Source organism: uncultured Polaribacter sp., from assembly GCF_947501385.1.
Taxonomy (GTDB): Bacteria; Bacteroidota; Bacteroidia; order Flavobacteriales; family Flavobacteriaceae; genus Polaribacter.
In genome coordinates, this window is sequence record NZ_CANMVP010000002.1 from 55578 (window position 1) to 80231 (window position 24654).

21 protein-coding genes, 1 other RNA gene and 1 riboswitch are annotated in these 24654 nt (G+C 31.5%); of the genes, 10 read left to right on the forward strand and 12 right to left on the reverse strand.

What is annotated here, in order from left to right; all coding sequences use genetic code 11:
• The first annotated feature begins 151 nt into the window (after positions 1-151).
• The 6 genes from Q0998_RS01710 to Q0998_RS01735 all read left to right on the forward strand — a co-directional run bounded on the left by Q0998_RS01710 (position 152) and on the right by Q0998_RS01735 (position 7717).
• Positions 152-2371 (forward strand): RelA/SpoT family protein, encoded by a 2220-nt coding sequence (locus Q0998_RS01710; RefSeq protein ID WP_299665326.1) that lies wholly within the window; start codon positions 152-154, stop codon positions 2369-2371.
• Between the two features lie 72 nt (positions 2372-2443).
• Entirely contained in the window at positions 2444-2890 is a 447-nt protein-coding gene (locus tag Q0998_RS01715; protein WP_299665328.1) for a Fur family transcriptional regulator, read from the forward strand.
• A 75-nt stretch (positions 2891-2965) separates the two neighbouring features.
• Positions 2966-4240, forward strand: a complete 1275-nt coding sequence (locus Q0998_RS01720) for an adenylosuccinate synthase (RefSeq protein WP_299665330.1) — start codon at positions 2966-2968, stop codon at positions 4238-4240.
• A gap of 130 nt (positions 4241-4370) precedes the next feature.
• Complete coding sequence (locus tag Q0998_RS01725) at positions 4371-5981, forward strand: OstA-like protein (RefSeq protein WP_299665333.1); 1611 nt, start codon at positions 4371-4373, stop codon at positions 5979-5981.
• The gene (locus Q0998_RS01730; RefSeq protein WP_299665336.1) at positions 5982-7172 is read left to right on the forward strand and encodes an aspartate aminotransferase family protein; all 1191 of its coding nucleotides are present in this window, start codon (positions 5982-5984) and stop codon (positions 7170-7172) included. It begins immediately after the preceding gene.
• A gap of 194 nt (positions 7173-7366) precedes the next feature.
• Positions 7367-7717, forward strand: coding sequence for a hypothetical protein (locus Q0998_RS01735; protein WP_299665338.1), 351 nt, complete (start codon positions 7367-7369; stop codon positions 7715-7717).
• Between the two features lie 128 nt (positions 7718-7845).
• On the opposite strand, the gene Q0998_RS01740 is transcribed toward Q0998_RS01735, so the two are convergent.
• The 7 genes from Q0998_RS01740 to Q0998_RS01770 all read right to left on the reverse strand — a co-directional run bounded on the left by Q0998_RS01740 (position 7846) and on the right by Q0998_RS01770 (position 17208).
• Complete coding sequence (locus Q0998_RS01740; protein WP_299665340.1) at positions 7846-10113, reverse strand: aconitate hydratase; 2268 nt, start codon at positions 10111-10113, stop codon at positions 7846-7848.
• A 186-nt stretch (positions 10114-10299) separates the two neighbouring features.
• An RNA gene (rnpB, locus tag Q0998_RS01745) (RNase P RNA component class A) lies at positions 10300-10667 on the reverse strand.
• A gap of 194 nt (positions 10668-10861) precedes the next feature.
• A complete protein-coding gene (gene dnaJ, locus Q0998_RS01750; RefSeq protein WP_299665343.1) occupies positions 10862-11995 on the reverse strand; it encodes a molecular chaperone DnaJ in 1134 nt (377 codons plus the stop codon).
• Positions 11996-12147: 152 nt separating this feature from the next.
• A complete protein-coding gene (locus Q0998_RS01755) occupies positions 12148-12696 on the reverse strand; it encodes a nucleotide exchange factor GrpE (RefSeq protein WP_299665346.1) in 549 nt (182 codons plus the stop codon).
• A 110-nt stretch (positions 12697-12806) separates the two neighbouring features.
• Positions 12807-14117 carry a UDP-N-acetylglucosamine 1-carboxyvinyltransferase gene (gene murA, locus Q0998_RS01760; RefSeq protein ID WP_299665349.1) on the reverse strand — a complete coding sequence of 437 codons (1311 nt, stop codon included), beginning with the start codon at positions 14115-14117 and terminating at the stop codon, positions 12807-12809.
• Positions 14118-14123: 6 nt separating this feature from the next.
• On the reverse strand, positions 14124-14777 hold the full coding sequence (locus Q0998_RS01765) for a DUF4290 domain-containing protein (RefSeq protein ID WP_299665351.1): 654 nt from the start codon (positions 14775-14777) through the stop codon (positions 14124-14126).
• 109 nt (positions 14778-14886) lie between these two features.
• Positions 14887-17208 (reverse strand): ATP-dependent helicase, encoded by a 2322-nt coding sequence (locus Q0998_RS01770; protein ID WP_299665353.1) that lies wholly within the window; start codon positions 17206-17208, stop codon positions 14887-14889.
• 270 nt (positions 17209-17478) lie between these two features.
• Between Q0998_RS01770 and Q0998_RS01775 the strand changes: the two genes are divergently transcribed.
• Genes Q0998_RS01775 through Q0998_RS01785 form a run of 3 tightly spaced genes read left to right on the forward strand, consistent with a single transcriptional unit; the run spans position 17479 to position 19331 of the window.
• Entirely contained in the window at positions 17479-18093 is a 615-nt protein-coding gene (locus Q0998_RS01775; RefSeq protein WP_299665356.1) for a SatD family protein, read from the forward strand.
• 2 nt (positions 18094-18095) lie between these two features.
• Positions 18096-18815: a DUF3307 domain-containing protein gene (locus Q0998_RS01780; RefSeq protein ID WP_299665359.1), complete on the forward strand. Its 720-nt coding sequence runs from the start codon at positions 18096-18098 to the stop codon at positions 18813-18815.
• 3 nt (positions 18816-18818) lie between these two features.
• Positions 18819-19331, forward strand: coding sequence for a hypothetical protein (locus tag Q0998_RS01785; protein ID WP_299665362.1), 513 nt, complete (start codon positions 18819-18821; stop codon positions 19329-19331).
• A 100-nt stretch (positions 19332-19431) separates the two neighbouring features.
• Here Q0998_RS01785 and Q0998_RS01790 read toward each other — a convergent pair whose 3' ends face one another.
• Entirely contained in the window at positions 19432-21381 is a 1950-nt protein-coding gene (locus Q0998_RS01790) for a TonB-dependent siderophore receptor (protein WP_299665365.1), read from the reverse strand.
• A gap of 153 nt (positions 21382-21534) precedes the next feature.
• Positions 21535-21784: riboswitch (cobalamin riboswitch) on the reverse strand.
• A 59-nt stretch (positions 21785-21843) separates the two neighbouring features.
• Here Q0998_RS01790 and Q0998_RS01795 point away from each other — a divergent pair.
• Positions 21844-22977 carry an ABC transporter substrate-binding protein gene (locus tag Q0998_RS01795; RefSeq protein ID WP_299665368.1) on the forward strand — a complete coding sequence of 378 codons (1134 nt, stop codon included), beginning with the start codon at positions 21844-21846 and terminating at the stop codon, positions 22975-22977.
• Here the strand turns inward: Q0998_RS01795 and Q0998_RS01800 are convergent, their stop codons facing one another.
• Genes Q0998_RS01800 through Q0998_RS01815 form a run of 4 tightly spaced genes read right to left on the reverse strand, consistent with a single transcriptional unit; the run spans position 22978 to position 24538 of the window.
• Positions 22978-23679 carry an aspartate/glutamate racemase family protein gene (locus tag Q0998_RS01800; protein ID WP_299665371.1) on the reverse strand — a complete coding sequence of 234 codons (702 nt, stop codon included), beginning with the start codon at positions 23677-23679 and terminating at the stop codon, positions 22978-22980.
• Entirely contained in the window at positions 23676-24008 is a 333-nt protein-coding gene (locus tag Q0998_RS01805; RefSeq protein ID WP_299665374.1) for a DUF2834 domain-containing protein, read from the reverse strand. The genes Q0998_RS01800 and Q0998_RS01805 overlap by 4 nt, the downstream gene beginning before the upstream one ends.
• Before the next feature lie 10 nt (positions 24009-24018).
• Positions 24019-24306: a type II toxin-antitoxin system RelE/ParE family toxin gene (locus Q0998_RS01810; protein WP_299665377.1), complete on the reverse strand. Its 288-nt coding sequence runs from the start codon at positions 24304-24306 to the stop codon at positions 24019-24021.
• Entirely contained in the window at positions 24293-24538 is a 246-nt protein-coding gene (locus Q0998_RS01815) for a CopG family transcriptional regulator (RefSeq protein WP_299665380.1), read from the reverse strand. Before Q0998_RS01815 ends, Q0998_RS01810 begins: the two co-directional genes overlap by 14 nt.
• Positions 24539-24654 lie beyond the last annotated feature (116 nt).

Sequence of the window (24654 nt, forward strand, 5' to 3'; positions counted from 1 at the left end):
AAAAATTCGTGAATTCGTAGCTAAAATTAGTATCAAATTCTTTGGCAACAAAGTAGAATTCTGCCCTACAAAAATTCTTTATTTCCTTGTTTGTTAAAATTCTTATTCCTAAATTCACTTTAGAATTTAATACAGATCTCTAAAGTTATTTATGGAATACAAAGCCACCATAGAAGAAGAAAATAAAGAAATTGCCAAAAGATATAAAGATCTATTAAAAGGTACTTATGAAATTTTGTCTAAAGAAGACAAAGAACTGATAAGAAAGGCTTTTGAAATTGCTGTAGATGCACATTCTGAACAACGCAGAAAAACAGGCGAACCCTATATTTTTCACCCAATAGCGGTGGCAAAAATTGTGGCTATGGAAATTGGTCTAGGCGCAACTTCTATTGCTGCTGCGCTATTGCATGATGTTGTTGAAGATACAAAATATACCACAAATGATATAGAACAATTGTTTGGTGAAACCATTGCTAGAATAGTAAACGGACTCACAAAAATTTCTCGTTTAAATAAAGAGCAAGACGCATCTATACAAGCCGAGAATTTTAGAAAAATGCTCTTAACATTAAATGATGATGTAAGAGTTATTTTAATAAAAATTGCCGACAGATTGCACAACATGCAAACGATGGATGCAATGCCTGCCTACAAGCAAGTAAAAATAGCTTCAGAAACACTTTACATTTATGCACCTTTAGCCCATAGATTAGGACTGTACAATATCAAAGCAGAATTGGAAGATTTGGGCTTAAAATATACAGAACCCGAAGTCTTTAAAGATATTGTAACTAAAATAAAAGAAAGTAAAGAAGAGCAACAAAAATATTTAGAAACATTTACAGAAACCTTAAAAAAAGGACTAGATCAAGAGAGTTTTACTTATGAAATAAAAGGACGCTTTAAATCTATTTATTCCATTCGGAAAAAAATGAGGAGTCAGAATGTAACTTTTGATGAAGTGTATGACAAGTATGCCATTCGTATTATTTTCACACCAATTACTGCAGATGAAAAATTTGAAGCTTGGAAAATTTATTCGATTGTAACAGATTACTTCAAACCAAATCCATCAAGATTAAGAGATTGGATTTCGCAACCTAAAACTACAGGGTATGAAGCTTTACACATTACCGTTGTTGGGCCAGATGCACAATGGGTAGAAGTTCAGATTCGCTCTAGTAGAATGAATGAAATTGCAGAAAAAGGCTATGCTGCACATTTTAAATACAAACAAGGAGATACTAATGAAAGTGGTTTAGAAGCTTGGTTAAATAAACTAAAAGAATCTTTAGAAAATCAAAGTTTAAATGCTGTAGATTTTGTTGAAGAATTTAAATTGAATTTATATTCGAAAGAAATTTATGTGTTTACACCCAAAGGAGATTTAAAATCTTTGCCAAAAGATGCTTCTGCCTTAGATTTCGCATTTTCAATACACACAGATATTGGTTTAAAATGTAGAGGCGCAAAAGTAAACGGTAAATTGGTTCCTTTAAGTCATACGTTAAAAAGTGGAGATCAGATAGAAGTCATTACAAGTGCTACAAACAAACCAAATGCAAGATGGTTAGATTTTGTAATTACAGCAAGAGCTAAGACGAAAATTAGAGCAGCTTTAAAAGACGAAGAAAAGAAAATTGCTGAAGAGGGAAAAGCCATTTTAATGAGAAAATTACGTCATTTAAAAATTCCTTTTAATGAGAAAACGACCAATGAACTTGTCAATTACTTTCAATTAAGAACAAGTTTCGATTTATTTTTTAGGATTGGAAATGGCGCTATAGACAATACAAAATTAAAAGCGTTTGTTGCGCAAAGAAATAGTACCATTTTAAATTTCTTTAAAACCAAATTAAGAAGATCTACATCCTCAAAAGATCTTGTTGATAGTGATGAGGTAACCAGTAAATATGATGCACTTGTTTTTGGGAAAGAAGAAGAAAAATTAGATTACAAACTTTCTAAATGTTGCAATCCCATTCCAGGAGATGCTGTTTTTGGTTTTTTAACCATTAATGAAGGTATAAAAGTGCATAAAAAGAATTGTCCGAATGCAATCTCGCTTCAATCTAACTATGCCTATAGAATTATGCTTGCCAAGTGGATCGATTCTACCAAACAAGACTTTAAAGCTATTTTGCACATTAGTGGTGTAGATCATAAAGGAATTGTTAACAACTTAACACGAATAATTTCTAATAATATGGATGTTTTTATTCACAGTATCAATATTACAGGAGATGAAGGTGTTTTTGATGGTAAACTGAGCATAAGTGTTAAAAATAGTGCACAACTTAGTAAAATGATACGTAGTATTCAAAAATTAGAAGGCGTAAAAAATGTAGAACGTGTTAATACTTTGTAAATATCATCATTAAAAAAAAGTAATTTATTCAGAAATAACTGTAAATTTGTTCTTTCGTAAAATTTTAAGAAAATGAGTAATTCTCTTGAAAATCAAGAAGTAGTAAAAAAAGTATTTACAACATATTTAGAAGAAAACAAACACAGGAAAACTCCTGAACGTTATGCTATTCTTCAAGAAATATATGATGCAGATGAGCATTTTGATATCGAGTCATTATATATCAAAATGAAAAATAAAAATTACAGAGTTAGTAGAGCTACGCTGTATAATACGATAGATATTCTTTTAAATTGTGGTTTGGTTAGAAAACATCAATTTGAAGGACAATCTATGGCGCGGTATGAAAAAAGTTACTTCGATAAAAACCACGATCATGTAATTTTTACAGACTCTGGAGATGTAAAAGAATTTTGTGATCCTAGAATTCAAATTATAAAGAAAACCATTGAAGATATTTTTGAAATTGACATTCATAACCATTCACTTTATTTTTACGGAACAAAAAAGAAAAAATAACACAAGAGAGCATGCTCGCTTGCACAAAACAACAAACAACACTCCCGAAATTTCGGGGCTAACTAAGACTAAAAAATGGCTGTAGATTTATTACTCGGATTGCAATGGGGAGATGAAGGAAAAGGTAAAATTGTAGATGTTTTAACCAAAAACTATGATATTATTGCGCGCTTTCAAGGTGGTCCAAATGCAGGACACACATTAATTTTTGATGGACACAAACATGTTTTACATACAATTCCTTCAGGAATTTTTCATAAAACGGCTTTAAATGTAGTGGGAAATGGTGTAGTCATAGATCCTGTTATTTTTAAAAAAGAATTAGAAAACTTAGACAAACATAAAATAGATTATACTTCTAAATTATTAATTTCTAGAAAAGCACATTTAATTTTACCAACACATAGATTGTTAGATGCAGCTTCAGAAACCTCTAAAGGAAAAGCAAAAATTGGTTCTACTTTAAAGGGAATTGGTCCTACTTATATGGACAAGACTGGTAGAAACGGAATGCGAGTTGGTGATTTAGAATTAGAAAACTGGAAAGAAAAATATGATGCTTTAACAGAAAAGCATATAAAAATGCTAAAGTTTTTTGATGTTAAAATTGAATACAACTTAGACGAATTAGAAGCAGAATTTAGAAAAGGAATTGATAAATTAAAAACACTCGCGTTTATTGATAGTGAAGAGTTTTTAAACCAAGCCATAAAAGACAAGAAAACAATTTTAGCAGAAGGCGCACAAGGTTCTCTACTAGATATCGATTTTGGAACCTATCCTTTTGTAACATCTTCTAATACAACCGCTGCGGGTGCTTGTACAGGTTTGGGGGTTGCGCCCAATAGAATTGGCGAAGTTTTCGGCATTTTTAAAGCCTACACTACCCGTGTTGGTTCTGGCCCGTTTCCTACAGAGTTATTTGATAAAGACGGAGCAGAAATGGCTAAAATAGGTCATGAATTTGGCGCAACTACTGGAAGACCAAGACGTTGTGGCTGGTTAGATTTGGTTGCTTTAAAGTATGCTGTAGATGTGAACGGAGTGACACAATTAATGATGATGAAAGGTGATGTACTTTCTGGATTTGACACCTTAAAAATATGTACTTCTTACAACTATAAAGACAAAGAGATTTCTCATTTCCCATATAATATTGAACCAGAAAACGTTTCTGTAAATTATTCAGAATTTAAAGGTTGGGATGAAGATTTAACAAAAATGACTTCTGAAGATCAATTGCCTAAAAATTTATTAGACTATGTGGCTTTTATTGAAAAAGAAACAGGAGTTCCAGTAAAAATAGTTTCTGTTGGTCCGGATAGAAAACAAACTATTATGAGAGCATAGAACCTTAATACCTTTCAAAAAAAGCATCTTTTAAATTCAAAAGATGCTTTTTTTGTGGGAATAAATTTTTAATTAAACTTTAAGTCTCTACGGATATTCTTTTCAGTATTTTTGCTTAAAATCATTTCTTTTGAAAAAAATACTTTTTTTATTTTTAATAGGTATGTCCTCTTTGTTGTTCGCTCAGTCTAAACAACTTGTGTATACTTCAGAATATCAAAACACTGACGAAGATAAATATCCTGGAGCTACCATGCTTATCGGGAAAGTTAAAATGACACAGGATGGAATTGTATTAACCTGCAAACAAGCATTGTATTATAGAAAAGAAAATTTCTTTAAGGCAATTGGAAAAGTTCTAATCAAACAAGGAGATACCATTACGCAAACGAGTGATTATGCAGATTATGATGCAAATTCTAAACAAGCTTTATCTTGGGGAAATGTCGTGTTAAAAGATCCTACAATGACATTGACTACAGACACTTTACAGTTTGATCGGTTAAATCAAAAATTATATTATAGAAGTTACGCAACCATTAAAGATGCTACCAACACTTTAAATAGTAAGTACGGAAATTATTATTTAGAAACCAAAAAATTTACAGCAACTACTAGAGTTACTGTGGTAAATCCTGAACATAATTTAGAATCAAATCACTTAGATTATTACACAAATTCGGGTTTGACCTATTTATACGGACCATCAACCATTACAAACACTCAAAATGAAAATAGAATTTATTGTGAACGGGGTTTCTACAACACAAAAACAGATATTTCTTATTTTGTAAAAAATGCAAAACTCTATTTAAAAGAAAGAACGGTAGAAGGTGATAGTTTGTATTATGATAAAAAGAAAGGTTTTGCTTCTGCAACTAATAATATTGAAGTAATAGATACCGTAAAAAACTTTGTTACGAGAGGAAATTATGCAGAAATTTTTGAAGAAAAAGATTCGCTTTTTATCATCAAAAGAGCAATTGCCATTTCTATTGTAGACAAAGATTCTACTTTTATTCATGGAGATACTTTATTGGTTACTGGCATTCCAGAAAAAAGAATTGTTAGAACGTATCACAATGTAAAGATTTTTAAATCTGACTTACAAGGCAAATGCGATTCTATTTTTACGGACCAACAAACGGGCTATACCAAAATGTTTAGAAACCCTGTTTTATGGTCAGATGGAAATCAAATTACGGGAGACACTATTCATTTAATATCTAATGTTGAAACCGAAAAATTAGACTCTCTAAAAGTACTGAACAATGCATTTATTGTCTCTAAAGATTCAGTTGCAGATAATGATTTCAACCAAATAAAAGGTAGAAACATGTTTGGTAAGTTTAAAGAAAACAAGCTCAATTTACTATTGGTAAAAGGAAATGCAGAATCTGTATATTATAATAGAAATGAAGAAACCAATATTTTAGAAACCATTACAAAAGAGATTTCTAGTAATATTGAATTTATTTTAGAAGACGGACAAATTGTAAATATCAAATACTTAAAATTGTCTGAAGGAAAAACATATCCGCCTTCGAAATTCCCTGAAGAAGACAGAAAATTAAAAGGTTTTGTTTGGCGAGAAACTGAACAACCCAAAACAAAAGAAGATATTTTTAAAAAAGATCAAGAAGAAAAGCCCCCAATTAAAAGCGATAAAGATCTCGTAAAACCGCTATTGATGAACGATCCTAAAAATACCAAAGAAGTTGTTTCTTCTAAAAAGAATTAGATGAAAGATGATTTCTTTAAATACCAAGCACAAACCTCTCCTCACCCACTTGCTTTAGAAATTTCTCACGCAAAAGGAAGTTATATTTATGACACTTCTGGTAAAAAATACCTAGATTTTGTTGCTGGGGTTTCTGCAAATAGTTTGGGGCACAATCATCCGAAAGTAACTGAAGCTATAAAAAACCAATTAGATGCTTATGCACATGTAATGGTGTATGGTGAGTTTATTCAAAAACCACAAGTAGATTTATGCAAGCTTTTGGTTGAAAATTCTCCTGAAAATCTAAACTCCGTTTACATTACTAATTCTGGAACAGAAGCTACGGAAGGTGCTTTAAAATTAGCCAAAAGAGTTACCAAAAGAGCTGAAATTATTGCTGCAAAAAAATCATATCATGGCAATACGATGGGTGCAATGAGTGTTTCTGGTGTAGAAGAACAGAACCAAGCATTTAGACCTTTAATACCTGGTACTCGGTATATTGAATTTAATAATGAAGCTGATATTGAAAAAATTACACATAAAACTGCTGCTGTCATTTTAGAAACAATTCAAGGTGGTGCAGGTTTTATAGAGCCACAAAATGATTTTCTTTCGAAAATAAAGAAAAAATGTGACGAAGTATGTACGCTTTTAATTCTAGATGAAATTCAGACTGGAATTGGTAGAACGGGTACTTTTTGGGGATTTGAAAACTATAATGTAGTTCCAGACATCATAATTACTGGAAAAGGTTTGGGCGGTGGAATGCCCATTGGTGCATTTATTGCATCCTTTAAAATGATGGCATTATTAAAAGACAATCCGAAATTAGGTCATATTTCTACGTTTGCAGGAAATCCTGTAATTGCTGCTGCAGGATATGCCACTGTTAAAGAGATTCTGAATCAAAATTTCCTTACAGAGAGTTTAAGAAAAGAGCAACTTATTAGAAAACATTTACAGCATCCATCTATAAAAGAAATTAGAGGAAAAGGTTTAATGCTTGCTGCTTTTGTAGAAACTCCAGATTTGGCAGCAAATATTATTCACAAATGTATAGAAAAAGGGTTAATTCTTTTCTTTCTTTTGTTTGAAGGTTGTGCTATGCGAATTACACCTCCATTAACTATTTCTGATGAAGAAATAAAATTAGGCTGCAAAATTATAAAAGAAAGCATCGATCAAATAACGAAGAAACTTCTTTAGTATTCGTTTTAACAATCTTCTTCACTTTAAAATACTTTAAATTCTTGATTATTTTTCGGTTGTTGAGAAAACATACAATTTTTCTTAATTTCAGTTAAATAGCGTTAATAAAATCCCAAACTCTAGAATACTTGAAACGTTTTTAGAATGAAACCGTCTTTACCATATAACATTAACCTAAAAAAACACTTATAATGAAGAATTTAAAAACAATTATCGCCGTTATTGCAATTAGTTTATCTACTGTATTTTCAGTTTCAGCAACAGACCCAAAGCCGAAGGATTCAAAAGAAACAAAAACATTAAGAAAAGAGATGTCTTCTTTTATTGGGAAAAACATTCCTATCGAATTGAAAAAAACCACTAAAGTTGAAGTTTCTTTTATCATCAATAATAGCAATGAAATTGTTGTGGTATCTATAAATTCTGAAGTCTCGAAATTGAATTCTTTTTTAAAGAGAAAATTAAATTATAAAAAAATTATTACCAAAGGAATAAAAAGAGGTGAAATCTATAAAATGCCTTTAAAAATAAATGTAAAGTAAAACAACTGGTTGGTTAGTTGGTGCCCGAATTAAAGTTAGACTTTGTTTGGGCATTTTTTTCTAAAATAATCTATAAAAAAACTCCTGAATAAATTCAGGAGTTTTCAAATTATAATTTACAAATTAGACTATATGTTTTCTAATTTAATTAAATTTAAAGCAGAACCTTGATTGTACCACTCTATTTGTCCTTGATTGTAGGTATGGTTTGTTACAATAATATCTTTTGTACCATCTGCATGAACAACTTCAATAGTCAAAGGTTTACCCGGTGCAAAGGCATTTAAATCTAAAAAGTTGAATGTATCATCTTCTTGAATTAAATCATAATCTGCTTCATTGGCAAATGTTAACCCTAACATTCCTTGCTTTTTCAAATTTGTTTCATGAATTCTAGCAAAAGATTTTACTAAAACAGCAGCGACACCTAAATGTCTAGGTTGCATTGCAGCATGTTCTCTAGAAGAACCTTCACCGTAATTATGATCTCCAACTACAAGTGTTTTAATTCCAGCCTTTTTATATGCTCTCTGTGTTGCAGGAACAGCGTCATAATCTCCTGTTAATTGATTTTTAACAAAGTTTGTCTTTTTATTAAATGCATTTACTGCACCAATTAAGGTATTATTGGCAATATTGTCTAAGTGACCTCTGTAGCGCAACCAAGGTCCAGCCATAGAAATATGATCTGTGGTACATTTTCCGAAAGCCTTTATTAGTAATTTTGCACCCGTTATAGAGTCTCCTAATGGAGTAAAAGGTTCTAGTAATTGCAATCTTTCTGAATCATCTTTTACAGCTATTTTAACGTGACTTCCATCTTCTTCAGGAGCCAAATAACCATCATCTTTTACTTCAAAACCTTTTGGAGGCAATTCCCATCCCGTTGGTTCCTCTAACATTACTTCTTCGCCGTTTTTATTGATTAATTTATCCGTCATTGGATTAAAATCTAAACGACCAGCAATTGCTACAGCTGCAACCATTTCTGGTGAAGCAACAAAAGCATGTGTATTTGGGTTTCCATCTGCACGTTTTGCAAAGTTTCTATTAAAAGAATGAATGATTGAGTTTTTCGGTGCATTTGCAGGATCACTATATCTTGCCCATTGCCCAATACATGGTCCACAGGCATTTGTGAATATTTTAGCATCTAATTTCTCGAAAATTCCGATGATACCATCTCTATCTGCTGTATATCTTACTTTTTCTGAACCTGGATTGATACCTAGTTCTGATTTCATTGTTAATCCTTTATCAATTGCTTGTTGTGCAATTGAAGAAGCTCTAGATAAATCTTCATAAGAAGAGTTTGTACAAGAACCTATTAAACCCCATTCAACTTTTAAAGGCCAATCATTTTCATTGGCTCTTTTCGTCATATCTGAACCTGCTTTTGTAGATAAATCTGGTGTAAAGGGGCCGTTTAATAATGGACTTAATTCTGACAAATTGATCTCAATAACTTGATCGAAATACATTTCTGGGTTTGTATAAACTTCATCATCTCCAGTTAAATACTCTTTTACTTTATTTGCTGCCTCAGCAACATCGCTTCTATCTGTAGCACGTAAATAACGTTCCATAGATTCGTCATAACCAAAAGTAGAAGTGGTTGCTCCTATTTCTGCACCCATATTACAAATTGTACCTTTACCAGTACAAGACATTCCTATAGCTCCATCACCAAAGTATTCTACGATAGCTCCTGTTCCTCCTTTTACAGTTAAAATATCTGCTACTTTCAAAATAACATCTTTTGGGGCTGTCCAACCAGAAAGTTTTCCTGTTAGTTTTACACCAATTAATTTTGGAAACTTTAATTCCCAAGGCATTCCAGCCATTACATCTACGGCATCAGCACCACCTACACCAATGGCAACCATACCCAATCCTCCTGCATTTACTGTATGAGAATCTGTACCAATCATCATTCCTCCAGGAAATGCATAATTTTCTAAAACTACTTGGTGAATAATACCTGCTCCTGGTTTCCAAAAACCTAAACCGTATTTATTAGAAACAGATTCTAAAAAATTAAAAACTTCATTACTTGTATTTAAAGCAGATTGTAAATCTGAACTTGCTCCGTTTTTGGCTTGAATTAAATGATCACAGTGTGTTGTTGTAGGAACAGCAACTTTTGTTTTTCCAGCTTGCATGAATTGTAACAAAGCCATTTGTGCAGTTGCATCTTGTAGTGCAATTCTATCGGGTGCAAAATCCACATAATCTTTTCCTCTTGAAAAAGTTTTACTTGGCGTTCCATCCCAAAGGTGAGCATATAGTATCTTCTCTGCTAGCGTTAAAGGTTTTCCTGTAATTTCTCTTGCTGCATCTACGCGTTCTACAAAGCTTGCGTACACATTTTTGATCATCTCAATATCAAAAGCCATATTCTAGTTAAATTTTATAAATTATAAGTAAAACAAATTTACATTTTTTAAGTCAATTTTAAAAGATAAATAATAGATAGCTACAATTAATGAATAAAGAAAAGCTATTTTTAAAAAGACTGATTATTCTGTAAAGAAAAGAAGTGAATTCTATAAAATAATAAAAATATGATAATTGTAAATATTAAAAAAGCAGGCTAATAAGCCGAATTCTGTTCCCTTAAAAAGGTTCTTATCATTTATCTAGTTCTAAAATTACTCTTAGAATCCATCTGTCTACCCTTTAGAATCGAGCGAGTAGCCCTCAAACTCTAATATACATGACATTGCACCTCATAGAGTTTACCTGGTTTCACTACAGCCGAACTGTACATTCTTTCTGTTGCACTGGTCCTCAACTTACGTTGGACGGTTGTTATCCGCTATGATTACTCTTTGGTGTCCGGACTTTCCTCTGTGTTCCGAACTTGATACGGAATCTTTTTCAATCATATTTCTATCATTTATAAGATACTGAAACAAGTTCAGTACAAAGCGATAAGATAAGCCTGCTATTTTTTTAATATTCTGTAAAATTACAAATTCTTTTTATAAAAAAACCCACTCAATAAATTGAGTGGGAAAAATTGCTATGAAAAAGAAAAAGTGTTACTGATAAATCAGCAACACCACAAATATATGCTAAATCTTATAAAAAAACGTTTTTTTACCGAAATATTTATATTATTTTATCCTTCTTTAATTCTATTTAAGAAAACATGTCTTTTACTTTTTCAAAAAAGGACTTATCTGAGGTATTTGGAGCGGGTGCAAAGTTCTCATCATCAGCCATATTTTCAAAGAACTGTCTTTGCTCTTTATTTAATTCTTGAGGTGTCCAAACATTAATATGAATTAAGAAATCTCCTGTTCCATATCTTTCAATACTTGGCAAACCTTTTCCTTTCAATCTTAAAATTTTACCAGATTGTGTACCTGCATCTATTTTAATTTTTACTTTTCCTGTAACTGTATCGACTTCTTTATTTACCCCTAAAACTGCTTCAGAATAGTTTACATACAAATCATAATGAATGTTTGTACCTTCTCTTTTTAAAGTTTTATGCGGAATTTCTTCAATTAGAACTAATAAATCTCCAGAAATTGAATTTTTACCTGGAGCGTCGTTTCCTTTGCCTCCAACTTTTAATTGTACACCTTCTGTTACACCTGCAGGAATGTTAATAGGTACCGTTTCTTCTTTTATAATTAAACCTTGTGCATCTGCACCACTTGGTTTAGAACTTATAATTTCTCCAGCTCCAGAACAAGTACCACAAGTTGTTGCCGTTTGCATTCTACCTAAAATAGTATTGGTAACACGCATTTGTTGGCCAGAACCATTACAAGTTGTACAGGTTTTATACTTTACGCCATCTGCTTGTACTTTTCTACGAACTTTTACCTTCTTCTCTACGCCCTTAGCAATTTCTTCTAAAGTTAGTTTTACACGAATACGCATATTGCTTCCTTTTACTCTAGCTTGCCGTTGGCCTCCGCCCCCACCAAAACCGCCAAAGCCACCTCCGCCTCCGCCAAAAATATCTCCAAACTGACTGAATATGTCATCCATATTCATTCCGCCACCGCCAAAACCGCCACCGCCACCTTGAGGACCTTCAAAAGCTTGGTGCCCATATTGGTCGTAACGCGCTTTTTTGTTTTCATCACTTAAAACTTCGTAAGCTTCTGCTGCTTTTTTGAAATTTGCTTCTGCAGTTGTATCATCTGGGTTTTTATCTGGATGATATTTAATCGCCATTTTTCTATAGCCTTTCTTTATTTCTGCTTGAGAAGCCGATTTTGAAATGCCTAATACTTCGTAAAAATCTTGTTTTGCCATTCTTTTTAGTTTTCAGTCTTCAGTATGCAGTTTTCAGTCAGTTACTTACTGCTTACTTTCAACTTTAGACTTCGTGATTTTTAGTTTACAACAGCAATTTTCAGCCAGTTTTACACTGTTTACTGAAGCCTGCCAACTGCCAACTCTTTTACCTACTGTCCTATTACCACTTTGGGGTAACGAATAATTTTATCTCCTAATTTGTATCCTTTTTCAACACAATCTATTACCTTGCCTTTTAAATCTTCTGAAGGTGCAGGAATTTGAGTGATTGCTTCATGAATTTCCGCATCAAAAAGATCACCAGCATTGGTTTCAATTTTTGATAACCCTTTCTGCTCTAAAGTATTGTAGAATTTTTGATAAATTAATAAAACTCCTTTTCTTAATTCTTCTGCTTCCTTATCTTCTTCAATATGAGTTAGAGCACGTTCAAAATCGTCAACAACTGGCAGTAAAGATGTCATTAATTCTTGTCCTGCAGTTTTAAACAACTCTATTCTTTCTCTTGTTGTTCTCTTTTTATAGTTCTCAAACTCTGCAAACAAACGTAAAAACTTGTCTTTTTCAGCTTGTAATAACTCTTCTGAAGTAGGCTCTTCTGTTACAATTTCTTCTACAACTTCTTGATTTTCTTCAACTTGTTGTGTTTCTTCTGTAGTATTTATTCCTTCTTCTTTTATATCTTCTTTCTTACTCATTTCTTTGTAATCATTAAATTATCTATCAATGATTGGCAAAAATGTTGCCAACAAAAAAATAGTGTCAAACTGACACTATTTTTTATACAACAAGGCACTTAAGTGTCTTGCTAGTCATTAATTCTTTCAATTTTCGCACCAATAGATTTTAAACGCGCTTCGATGTTTTCATAACCTCTATCTATTTGTTCTATATTATTGATGATAGATGTTCCTGTTGCTGAAAGTGCTGCAATTAATAAGGATATTCCTGCTCTAATGTCTGGAGAAGTCATCTTTGTTGCTTTTAAACTCGATTTAAAATTCATTCCAATCACAGTAGCTCTATGGGGATCGCACAAAATTACTTTTGCGCCCATATCTATCAATTTATCAACAAAAAATAAACGGCTTTCAAACATCTTTTGATGAATTAAAACAGTTCCTTTTGCTTGTGTAGCAATCACCAAAACAATACTTAATAAATCGGGTGTAAAACCTGGCCAAGGGGCATCTGCAACCGTTAAAACAGAACCATCTATATAATTCTGAATTTTATACGATTCTTGTGCTGGAATGTAAATATCATCGCCTCTTTTTTCTAAAGTGATGCCTAATTTTCTGAATACATTAGGAATTTGTCCAAGATTCTGCCAACTTACATCTTTTATGGTTAATTCAGATCGTGTCATAATTGCAACACCAATCCAAGAACCAATTTCTATCATATCTGGTAAAACCGTATGCTTACAACCACCCAAAGCATCTACACCTTCTACAATTAGTAAATTAGAACCAACTCCAGAGATTTTTGCACCCATAGCATTTAGCATTTTAGACAATTGCTGAATATAAGGTTCACAAGCTGCATTGTAAATTTTGGTAGTTCCTGTTGCTAAAACAGCCGCCATTAAAATATTTGCTGTTCCTGTTACAGAAGCTTCATCAAGTAACATTTCTACACCGTGCAATTCTTCTGCTTCAACACCATAAAAATGCTCTTCTTTGTTATATCTAAATTTTGCACCTAGTCTAATAAAACCTTCAAAATGGGTATCTAAACGTCTTCGACCAATTTTATCTCCTCCAGGGCGCGGAATGTATCCTCTTCCAAAACGTGCCAGTAATGGACCAACAATCATGATTGAGCCACGTAAAGAGCTTCCGTCTCTTTTAAAATTTGCAGATTCTAAATAATCTAAATTTACTTCATCTGCTTGAAAAGCATAAGAATTACTTGATAATTTTTCAACTTTTACACCTAATTCACCAAGAATAAAAATTAATTTATTTACGTCTATAATATCTGGAACATTGTTTACAACAACTCTTTCTGGAGTTAATAAAACTGCACAAAGTATTTGTAATACTTCATTTTTTGCTCCTTGTGGCGTTATGGTTCCGTTTAATTTATGTCCGCCTTCAATTTTAAATGATGCCATTAAATCTTATCTTTTTCTATTTTTATGTTGGTTGTTATGATGTGGTTTCTTGTGAACGGTTTTGGTATTGTTCTGCCCTTGAGAATTTCTTTTTCTCAACAAATTCTTACTTTCAGACAATTCTTCTTCAGAATTTCTTAGATCAAATTTTCCGTCAGATAAATCATATAAATGATTAAAAATTACAGCATCATCTACCGTGTCTTTGTTCCAATTTAAATAACACTTTTTCATGTGATTTGCAATAGTAAAAACCAATGCTTCTTTCTTATCACCATCTTCCCAACTTAGCGCTACATCTATCATCGTTTGAATATTATTTCCATAATAACGATATTTTGATGCATATTTAGGATATGGCAAGCTCTCTGGTTTTTCTTGCAATTCTTCTCTAGAAGGAATCGGATATGGAGATTCTGCGTCTAATTTAAAATCTGACATGATATACAACTGATCCCATAGTTTGTGCTTAAAATCTGGAACATCACGTAAATGTGGCTGTAAATTTCCCATGACATCTACAATTGCTTTTGCCATTTTATCACGTTCTTCTTTGCTTTCTAAAGCCACACAATGGTCTACTAATTTTTGTATATGTCTGCCGTATTCTGGTATTATCATTAACGGTCTTGCTGAATTGTATTCTAAATCGAATGTCATTTATTTATTTTAGTGAAGTCTTCTTGACTTAGACTCAAGAATGCTTATTGTATTGAAGTTATTTGAGGGTGCAAAATAACAATTTATTTTTAGTTTTTTTGAATGAATTTTACCCAATGACTTTTAATTTAGCAAATTGCAGTAATAATTTCTTCTTTCCTGCGGTTGCAAATTGAATTTCTGCCTTTTTATCGGGCCCTTTTCCTTCTACTCCAACAACGGTTCCTTTACCAAATCTATTGTGTTCAACAATATTTCCTGTAACAATATCACCATCAAAAAGATTTGTTTTTTGTACAATTTGAGAAACTTTTTTTAAGTTTTTAGGAACGATGATTTCTTTCTTTTGTGCCAAATCTCGCTCTATTTTTTTACGTTGAATGGGTTTTTGAAAACGAATTCCTTTAGGTGCATCTTCAAAAATACTTTTATCTACAAATCTATTTATAGAGGGTTCTGGTGCTTTTGGAGTAATATAATGTAAAAATTGATCGTCAATTTCCTCTAAAAACCTACTGGGTTCTGCATCAATCAATTTTCCCCATCTGTAACGGGTTTGCGCGTAGGTTAAATAGGCTACTTTTTCTGCTCTTGTTAATGCCACATAAAACAATCTGCGTTCTTCTTCTAATTCACTTCTTGTATTCATACTCATGGCAGAAGGAAATAAATTTTCCTCTAAACCCACAATATAGACATACAAATATTCCAATCCTTTAGATTGGTGAATGGTCATTAAAGAAACAGTTGGTTTGTCATCATTTTTTTCTGAATCGAAGTCTGTAGCCAACGCAACATCTTCTAAAAATGACGTTAAAGAAGCATCTTCTCCTTGTTCTATCTTATCGGTTATAAAATCTTTAATTCCGTTTAATAATTCTTGAATATTTTCTACTTTACTTACTGCCTCTGGCGTTCCGTCTTTTTCTAAATCTTTAATTAATTGAATTTGTTTTACAACAACTTCTGCAATTTCAAAAGCATTTTTTGTTTGCGATTCAATTTGCAAACGCAACATCATATTCATAAAGTTCTGCAACTTATTTTTTGTTCCAGAATTAATTTTTAAATCGATTTTATCAATATATTTTATAATATCGAAAATTGATTTTTTATAATGATTTGCAGCAATTGTTAACTTATCTATGGTAGTTGCACCGATACCACGTGCAGGATAGTTGATAATTCTTTTTAACGCTTCTTCGTCATTCGGGTTGATTAAAATACGCAAATAAGACAAAATATCTTTGATTTCTTTTCTTTGGTAAAAAGAAATTCCACCATAAATTTTATAGTCAATTCCTTTTTTTCTTAACGCATCTTCAATAGCTCTTGATTGTGAATTTGTTCTGTACAATACACAAAAATCATCAGGTGTTAATTGGTAATTCATTTGATTTTCCCAAATAGATTGTGCTACAAAACGCCCTTCTTCCCCATCAGAAATGGTACGCATTACGTTTATAGAATCTCCGGCATCATTAGAAGTCCAAACTTCTTTGTCTAATTTGGTTTTATTTTTTGCAATTACCGAATTGGCAGCATTTACAATATTACTAGTAGATCTATAATTTTGCTCTAATTTAAAGGTTTTTACGTCTGGATAATCTTTCTGAAAATTTAAAATATTCTGAATATTTGCACCCCTAAAGCTATAAATACTTTGAGAATCATCTCCAACCACACAAATATTTTGAAAACGATCTGCCAAAGCTCTTACAATAATGTATTGAGAATGGTTTGTATCTTGATACTCATCTACCATAATGTATCGAAAACGATCTTGGTATTTTGCCAAAGTTTCAGGAAAACGTGCTAATAATTCGTTAGTTCTTAATAATAAATCATCAAAATCCATCGCGCCTGCTTTAAAACATCGGTCTACATATTCTTTATAAATATCACCAACTTTTGGTCTGCTTGCATGCATGTCTGCTTCCTGCAAATCGGCACTATTAAAATAGGCTCTTACCGTTATTAAGCTATTTTTAAACGATGAGATTCTACCTAAAATCTGTTTGGGTTTATAGCGCTCTTTGTCTAAGCTCTTTTCTTTAATAATAGCAGAGATCAAACGAACTGAATCTTGCGTATCATAAATGGTGAAATTTGATGGAAAGCCTAATTTATCTGCTTCTGATCGTAGAATTCTTGCAAAAACCGAGTGAAAAGTTCCCATCCAAAGATTTTTTGCTTCACTAACACCAACTACAGTAGCAATTCTGTTTTTCATTTCTTTTGCCGCTTTGTTGGTAAATGTGAGCGATAAAATATTAAACGAATCTACACCTTGTTGCATTAAATGTGCAATTCTGTAAGTCAACACACGTGTTTTCCCAGAACCTGCACCAGCAATAATAATCATGGGGCCATCTTTTTGTAAAACAGCCTGTTTTTGAGCTTCGTTTAAAGAATTTAAGTAACTATTCAAGTGCTTTTTTTTTGGAAGTATTTAAAACGTGAATTTAGCCAAACTATTCGTTTATTTAAAGGATGCTTGCTGTTTTTTATTCACAAGTTTTTAGTGATACTATCTGTCTTAAAAACTGAATTATTTTGAAAACGTTTAAAATATCTGCCTGAGAGCAGATAAATTAAAATATCTGCCTGAGAGCAGATAAATTGAAATATCTGCCTGAGAGCAGATAATTTTGTTATATTAACGAATAAATTATACATTTGTCAGTAAATATAATTATTCATGACAAGTATTTTAACGGGAGATATTATAAATTCAAGAAAAAAAAAGGATGCTTTTTGGCTAGAAGCCTTAAAAAAGACGTTAAAAACTTTTGGTGAATCTCCTGAAAATTGGCAGGTTTATAGAGGTGATAGTTTTCAATTAGAGATAAAAAATAGTGAAGAAGCATTATTTGCTACTTTAAAAATAAAATCTCATTTAAAAAAAGCCGAAAATATTGATGTAAGAATTGGAATTGGCATTGGAAAAAAAGAATATAAAAATGCGCATATTACAGAATCTAATGGCGAAGCTTTTATAAATTCTGGTTTTGCATTTGATAATTACCTAAAAAAACAAAATTTAGCAATAAAAACACCTTGGCAAGATGTTGATGAAGAATTAAATATTGCGCTAGATTTAGCCTTATTAACAATAGATTCTTGGACACAAAATTCTGCGGAAGTTTTCAATTTTTCATTAGAAAAAGAAGATGCTACACAAAAAGAAATTGCCGATATTTTAGGAATTACTCAAGGCAGAGTTAGTGAAAGACAAAAACGTGCGGGTTTTGAACCTATTATGAAGTTAGAAAAGCGTTTTAGAAAATTAATTCAACAAAAAATAAATCAATAATTATGTTCTTGTTTTTAAAGATCTTATTGGCACATATTTTAGGAGATTTTGTTTTTCAATCAGAAAAATGGGTAAAAGACAAAGAAGAACAAAAAATTAAATCTTCTAAACTTTATCTTCATATTGCTATCCATGCTCTTTTATTATTAATTGTGCTTCAATTAAATTTGGCAACCTATGGCTTTGGTTTTATAATGATTATTATTTCTCACTTTATTTTTGATGTTGCAAAACTTTACTTTCAGAAGAAAAAAACAAAAAGAGTGTGGTTTTTTATAGACCAAGTTTTACATCTATCTGCATTAATTTTTGTAGCTGCTATGTATGCTAATTTTAATTTTTCTGTGGAAGATTTTTTTACAGATAAAACGTTATTATTAGCCATTGCAATTCTTTTAGTAACCAGTGTTTCAGCAATTATTATAAAAGTATTTATTACCCAATGGAATCCTGAGAGTAAAAATGAAAACGATGATTCTTTAGCAAAAGCAGGACGCTATATTGGTATCTTAGAACGCTTATTCGTTTTTGTTTTTGTCATTACCAATCATTGGGAAGCTATTGGCTTTCTATTGGCAGCAAAGTCTGTTTTTAGATTCGGAGATTTAAAATCTTCTAAAGACAGAAAACTAACAGAATATATTTTAATTGGCACTTTATTAAGTTTCGGGTTGGCAATTATAATAGGAATCTTATATTCGTATGTAGTTACAATTGTATAGTTTATGGAAGATAAAATTTTAGAAAGTATTGCATACATTTTGCCAGCTATTGTTACTGGTTTTGTAGCTTATTACATGTTTAAGGGATTCATCAATAATAAAAATTCTGAGAAGAAATTAGAATTGTTAGCGCAACAAAGAAAGGAAGGTTTGCCCATTAAACTAAAAGCTTATGAGCGTTTAATGTTATTTTGCGACAGAATAAATCCTGTAAAAATGTTGATGCGTATTCCGCCAATTTCAACAAATACAAATGATTATCTACAACTTTTAATTGCCAATATAGAACAGGAATTTGAACATAATTTAGTACAACAAATTTATATTTCTGAAAATGCTTGGACAGCAATTCACGCAGCTAAAAATGCAGTGACCAATAAGTTAAAACAAGTTGCAGAAACTTCTGCTTCTGCAAATGATTTAAGAGAAAATGTGTTGATTGACTACTCTAGAGCTGTTCCGCCTACAGAAACTGCAGTAGATTTCATTAAAAACGAAGTAAGAAAGCTTTTATAATGAAAAAGCCCTCTTAATGAAAAGAAGGCTTTCCTATTATATAAAACATATAAATTAGGGATAATTATAATTTTTTCTTTTTGAGTCTATTTTCTCTGCTCTAAAATTGTAACCTTAGGCCTACTTTATAGTTTCTGCCTCTTGTAGCATAACCAAAAATATCATCATAATCTTCGTTTAAAATGTTAGTAACAGCCGCGAAAACGGTAACGGTATCTCCTAGTAATTTATAATTGGTCATAAAATCTAATACTTGGTAACTTTCTAAAATAACATCTTCTCCTGCAGTTGTAAAAGAACCATACCTATCAAAAACTGTTCTTTCACCTACATTTCTATAGGTAAAATTAAAAAATACATTTTCAAATGGCGTTATATCTAATCCTGCAACAAATTTGTTTTCAGGAATGTAATCGTTAAAATCTTCAAATTGATCTCTATCAACATATGTATATGAAGCATTTATTGATAAAAAATGGGTAGGTATAATTCTAGTATTTACTTCAAAACCATTTGCATCTGAGGTTCCATTACCATACTTAAAAGTAGTATTGTCATAAATAATGGCATCGGTTTCTTTTCTATTGAAATAAACGGCATCAAACTGTAACCAATCTTTATAATTTACATCAAAACCAGCTTCAAAAGTTTCATTTGTTTCTGGTTTTAAATCGACGTTTCCAGCAAAACCATCGTATAGTTGATACAAACTTGGTGCAATAAATGCAGTACTGTAAGATGTAAATAATTTTACAGAAGCACTCTCATTTTTTAATACTGAATATGCTAAATTTCCATCGTAGACAAACTGATTTCCATATACATTGTGCATATTTAAACGTCCGCCAACGTTTACACTTAAACCGTAATCTGAGATATAAACAATACTCGCATAAGGATCGACTGTATTAAAATTAGCGATTCCTTTTTCAATCATTCCAAAAGGTGTCACTGTGTTGTTACTGTGAATTTGATAATTTAAACCTGTAATCAACTGAATATTGGTTGCAGAAAACTCATATTTATTTACCAAATCTACATTTACACTTCTTCCAACAAACTCGTAATTGTCTAAAGTATTTGCAAAAGAATTATACTGATCTAAATTTCTTTTGACCACATTCGCTGAAGCTAACACATAAAATTGTCCGTTATTATAAGTATAATTGGGTCTAATTCCTACTCTAAATTGTTGTTGATTTCCTTGGTTTACATCACTATCTGAAAACGCACCAGCATCAAAATCATAATCAAATTCATCATAATTTAAAAAAGATTCAATACTTAATTTTTTATTGACTTTATAGCCTAATTTCAACAATCCGTTTTTAGAATAAAAAGCATCGTTTTCAAAAACTGCATTGGTAGTGCTTTTTGCTGAAGACATTACGTCAACACCTGTTAAACTAAAAGAACCTAAAAAGTTGAAATCTCCTAAAGATCCGTTAACAGTTACATTTTGATTTCTGTCAGACAAACTACTTTCTGAAGTATTTGCCGTATTATTTGTACCTACGCTCGTTTCAAAAGAACCAGAAATTTTATCTTTTGCAGCTTTTTTCAAAATAATATTTATCACAGCTGTTGCTGCACCAGAACCATATAAAGTTGAAGACGCTCCTTTTAAAATCTCAATACTTTCTATTTGGTTTATTGCTAATAAACGCAAATCGAATTCTTGATTAATAGCAGATTGATCTGTTACGGGAACACCATCAATTAATACCAAAACCTGTCTACTTCTTCCACCTCTAACATTAATACTTCTTGGTTCCGACGGATTTGCATTTACTCCTCTTACATCAATACCAGCAATTGTATTTAAAATTTCAATAACAGATTTACCTGCATTTTGCTGCAGTTGTTTTTGTGTAATTTTATGAATTACTTTTCCTGTATTTTCTTTTTTCAGGTTGAATTTTGTTGCAGTTACCACAACTTCTTTTAACGTTTCTACGTTGTCTTTTTGCTTTACAGTTTTTTGTGCAAAAAGATTTGTGCTGACAAAACTACATGTCAAAGCACCCACAATTAATAATTGTTTCTTCATTTTAATACGTTTGATTTAGATTCCCGTTTTCAAGGGAATAACATTTTCATTAGAAACCTTTTCAGCAAAGCTAAAAAAGTGTCATTTTTTGAATAAATCAGGTAAATTTCGTGTACGAATATAAATTGGTACATAAACTTCTATCCCGAAAGTTTTTATATCTTGATATTAGGCAGGTCTCCTGACTTGTTTTTATGTTACTATGCCTTCCCAATAATAATTTATCAGTGGCAAAAGTTGAAGTAACATCCTTTAAAAAGGTGCTGAATGATACTGAAATAAATTCAGTACATGTTTCAACATAAACTTACAGTTGCGGGAACAGTTCTGGATTTTAACCAGATTCCCTTTTAATTTGATGCAAAACGATGGGTACATCAAAACCAAAAATCATGTCAAAAGTACTATAAAAATTGTTCTTACAACAATTGTTTTGTAATCTTGTTCTCAAAAATATTTCTGATGAAAAGTATCTCCTTAAAAATTTTATCCATTTTATTGCTAACTATTTCTATATCATGTAAAAAGGAAAAAAATACAGAAATACCAGAAATTGCATCCACAAGAATTAAATATGCGAAGGGTTTTGATATTGTAGATAAAAAAGGAATCAAACAATTAATTATAAAAGCTGCTTATCAAAACGCTGCAGAAGTTTTTGTATATACGATAGAGAAAAAAACAACTCAAAAATCAGCATCTAAAAGTGAAGTGCTACAAGTTCCTATTGATAAAATTGTAGTTACCTCTACCACTCACATTCCAATGGTTGAGTTGTTGGGCGAAGAAACTTCCATTGTTGGCTTTCCACATTCTAAATATGTTTCATCAGAAAAAACAAGACAACTAATTGATGCTGGAAAAATCACAGAAATAGGAAAAGAAAGCTCGCTAAATACCGAAATTTTATTGGATTTACAACCTGAATTGGTGGTAGGTTACAGTGTAACTTCTGCAGATAAAAGTCTAACAACTATTAAAAAATCGGGCATACATGTCATTTATAATGGAGATTGGTTAGAAGAAACTCCATTAGGACGCGCAGAATGGCTTAAATTTTTTGGTGTTTTATTTGACAAAGAAAAGCAAGCAGATAGTATTTTTAAAGTAATTGAAGCAAATTATTTAGAAGCTAAACATATTGCTTTCAAAGCGAAAAAACAACCAACAATTTTATCTGGCGCTATTATGAGTAAAGACATTTGGAATTTACCCGCAGGAGAAAGTTTTGTTGCCCAATATTTAAAAGATGCCAATTTGAATTATTTATGGCAAAATTCCGAAGGAAAAGGAAGCTTGTCTTTAAGTTTTGAAAGTGTTTTTGACAAAGCTAAAAATGCTGATTTTTGGATTGCTCCCGGCTATTTTTCATCGAAAGAACAGCTTTTAAAAAGTAATGGTTTGTATGCCGAATTTGATTCTTTTAAAAATGATAGAATTTATTCACCCGCCATAAAAAAAGGAAAAACGGGTGGTGTTCTTTACTATGAATTGGCACTTACAAGACCCGATTTGGTGCTAAAAGATATTATTAAAATTACACATCCTAATTTGCTACCTAATTACAGCTTAACTTTCTTTGAAAAGATGCAATAACTATTGATTCTTTTGAAGATTCGAAAATTCAAATGCGGCAGTTGCATGAATTTTAGTAGTATCAAAAATGGGTGCAGAAACGTCTTCTTGTTGAATTAATAGCGGAATTTCTGTACATCCTAAAATAATACCTTCTGCTCCGTTTTTAATTTGTCTATTGATAATATTGATGTAGTTTTCTTTAGATGTTGCGTTGAACTCTCCTTTTGATAACTCATCATAAATAACTCCGTGAATTTCTTCTCTATCTTCTGCATTCGGAATAATCACTTCAATACCAAACGAAATCAAGATCTCTTTAAAAAAGTCTTTCTCCATGGTGTATTTTGTTCCTAGCAAAGCTACTTTTTTTAATTTTTGATTTGTTATTTCTTTGGCTGTTGCTTCTGCAATATGAATCACAGGGATTTTTACTACTTTTCTTACAGCATCAATGCACAAATGCATGGTATTTGCGCAAATTAAAATACACGTTGCACCAGCATTTTCTAAACTTTTGCCAGCATTTGCCATCATTTCATTTAACAAGTCCCATTTTCCTGCTGATTGCAATTGAGAAACCTCACCAAAATCTAATGTATTTATAAGTATGGCTGCGGAATGTTTTTCGCCTAATTTAGAAGCATTTAATCGATTTAAAATTCGGTAATACAATATGGTCGATTCTGGTGTAATTCCACCAATAAGTCCTATTTTGTTCATTTTGATTGCAGATTTTCAAGCGTATTTGCTCTCATATATAAAAATAATGGAAAGGTAAATGCAATGGCAATTAAAAAAGTCAGCGGAATTAAAATCCACCAAAACTTAATTTTTAGTTTGATGCTCTCTGGAATCATAAATACAAAAAACGTTAACACAACCACGGTTAAATCTGCACCAAAAGATTTCCCAGCAAAATTGACTTGTGCGTCTTGCATAAAACTGAAGAAAGTAGGGTTTTCCACCGTTTGAAACCATTGTATATTGTAATACCAAGTATAACAAATACCTAAAACGGATAGTGCCAAATAGAGGTGCTTGAGTTTCATAGAAATATTATTATTTAATATTTTTTAAATCTTGTCTTCCAACAATTGTCATAATTTCTATAATATCGTTGTTCATTCTATAATAAATACTATCGGAACCACAAACACAGCGTCTATAACCTACTTTTATAAAATCTACAGATTCAAAAGAAAAAGGACGCTCTGTTATTATATCAAAATATTCGAAAAACATATTAAAATATTTATCTACCTGAAGCATTCCAAATTTTTCAACCGCATATTGATGAATTCTAATTAAATCTTCTTTAGCAATATTACTTAACCTATAATTCGTCATTCAATAAAGACTTTGATTCTGCTAAAATTTGAGCTTGAGTTTGATTTGTAAATCCACTTTTTTCTGCCAGTTCTATTTTAGAGCTAATCCAATCTATTTGTCTTTGTTGCTTTCTGGCTTGTCTAATTAAATCGTTTACCAATTCACTTTTACTAGAATACTCTTTTGTTTCTACTTGAGATTTTAGCCATTCATCATTAGGTTGTGTGAAAGAAATACTTTGTCTTGACATTTGATTCGTTTTTGATGTAAATTTACACCAAAAATATGTTTTTTTAAAATATTTTAATGTTATTTTGATTGAATTACTCTCTTTCCACAGATCATTCCGTAGGAATCTCTATGTGT

What these genes read in the sequence shown, in the direction of transcription:
- murA (WP_299665349.1), bottom strand. Translation starts at nt 14,117, where the DNA reads ATGGCATCATTTAAAATTGAAGGCGGACATAAATTAAACGGAACCATA.
- Q0998_RS01740 (WP_299665340.1), bottom strand. Translation starts at nt 10,113, where the DNA reads ATGGCTTTTGATATTGAGATGATCAAAAATGTGTACGCAAGCTTTGTA.
- Q0998_RS01715 (WP_299665328.1), top strand. Translation starts at nt 2,444, where the DNA reads ATGAGTAATTCTCTTGAAAATCAAGAAGTAGTAAAAAAAGTATTTACA.
- Q0998_RS01755 (WP_299665346.1), bottom strand. Translation starts at nt 12,696, where the DNA reads ATGAGTAAGAAAGAAGATATAAAAGAAGAAGGAATAAATACTACAGAA.
- Q0998_RS01785 (WP_299665362.1), top strand. Translation starts at nt 18,819, where the DNA reads ATGGAAGATAAAATTTTAGAAAGTATTGCATACATTTTGCCAGCTATT.
- Q0998_RS01790 (WP_299665365.1), bottom strand. Translation starts at nt 21,381, where the DNA reads ATGAAGAAACAATTATTAATTGTGGGTGCTTTGACATGTAGTTTTGTC.
- Q0998_RS01780 (WP_299665359.1), top strand. Translation starts at nt 18,096, where the DNA reads ATGTTCTTGTTTTTAAAGATCTTATTGGCACATATTTTAGGAGATTTT.
- Q0998_RS01775 (WP_299665356.1), top strand. Translation starts at nt 17,479, where the DNA reads ATGACAAGTATTTTAACGGGAGATATTATAAATTCAAGAAAAAAAAAG.
- Q0998_RS01730 (WP_299665336.1), top strand. Translation starts at nt 5,982, where the DNA reads ATGAAAGATGATTTCTTTAAATACCAAGCACAAACCTCTCCTCACCCA.
- Q0998_RS01720 (WP_299665330.1), top strand. Translation starts at nt 2,966, where the DNA reads ATGGCTGTAGATTTATTACTCGGATTGCAATGGGGAGATGAAGGAAAA.
- Q0998_RS01815 (WP_299665380.1), bottom strand. Translation starts at nt 24,538, where the DNA reads ATGTCAAGACAAAGTATTTCTTTCACACAACCTAATGATGAATGGCTA.
- Q0998_RS01765 (WP_299665351.1), bottom strand. Translation starts at nt 14,777, where the DNA reads ATGACATTCGATTTAGAATACAATTCAGCAAGACCGTTAATGATAATA.
- Q0998_RS01735 (WP_299665338.1), top strand. Translation starts at nt 7,367, where the DNA reads ATGAAGAATTTAAAAACAATTATCGCCGTTATTGCAATTAGTTTATCT.
- dnaJ (WP_299665343.1), bottom strand. Translation starts at nt 11,995, where the DNA reads ATGGCAAAACAAGATTTTTACGAAGTATTAGGCATTTCAAAATCGGCT.
- Q0998_RS01710 (WP_299665326.1), top strand. Translation starts at nt 152, where the DNA reads ATGGAATACAAAGCCACCATAGAAGAAGAAAATAAAGAAATTGCCAAA.
- Q0998_RS01810 (WP_299665377.1), bottom strand. Translation starts at nt 24,306, where the DNA reads ATGACGAATTATAGGTTAAGTAATATTGCTAAAGAAGATTTAATTAGA.
- Q0998_RS01805 (WP_299665374.1), bottom strand. Translation starts at nt 24,008, where the DNA reads ATGAAACTCAAGCACCTCTATTTGGCACTATCCGTTTTAGGTATTTGT.
- Q0998_RS01800 (WP_299665371.1), bottom strand. Translation starts at nt 23,679, where the DNA reads ATGAACAAAATAGGACTTATTGGTGGAATTACACCAGAATCGACCATA.
- Q0998_RS01795 (WP_299665368.1), top strand. Translation starts at nt 21,844, where the DNA reads ATGAAAAGTATCTCCTTAAAAATTTTATCCATTTTATTGCTAACTATT.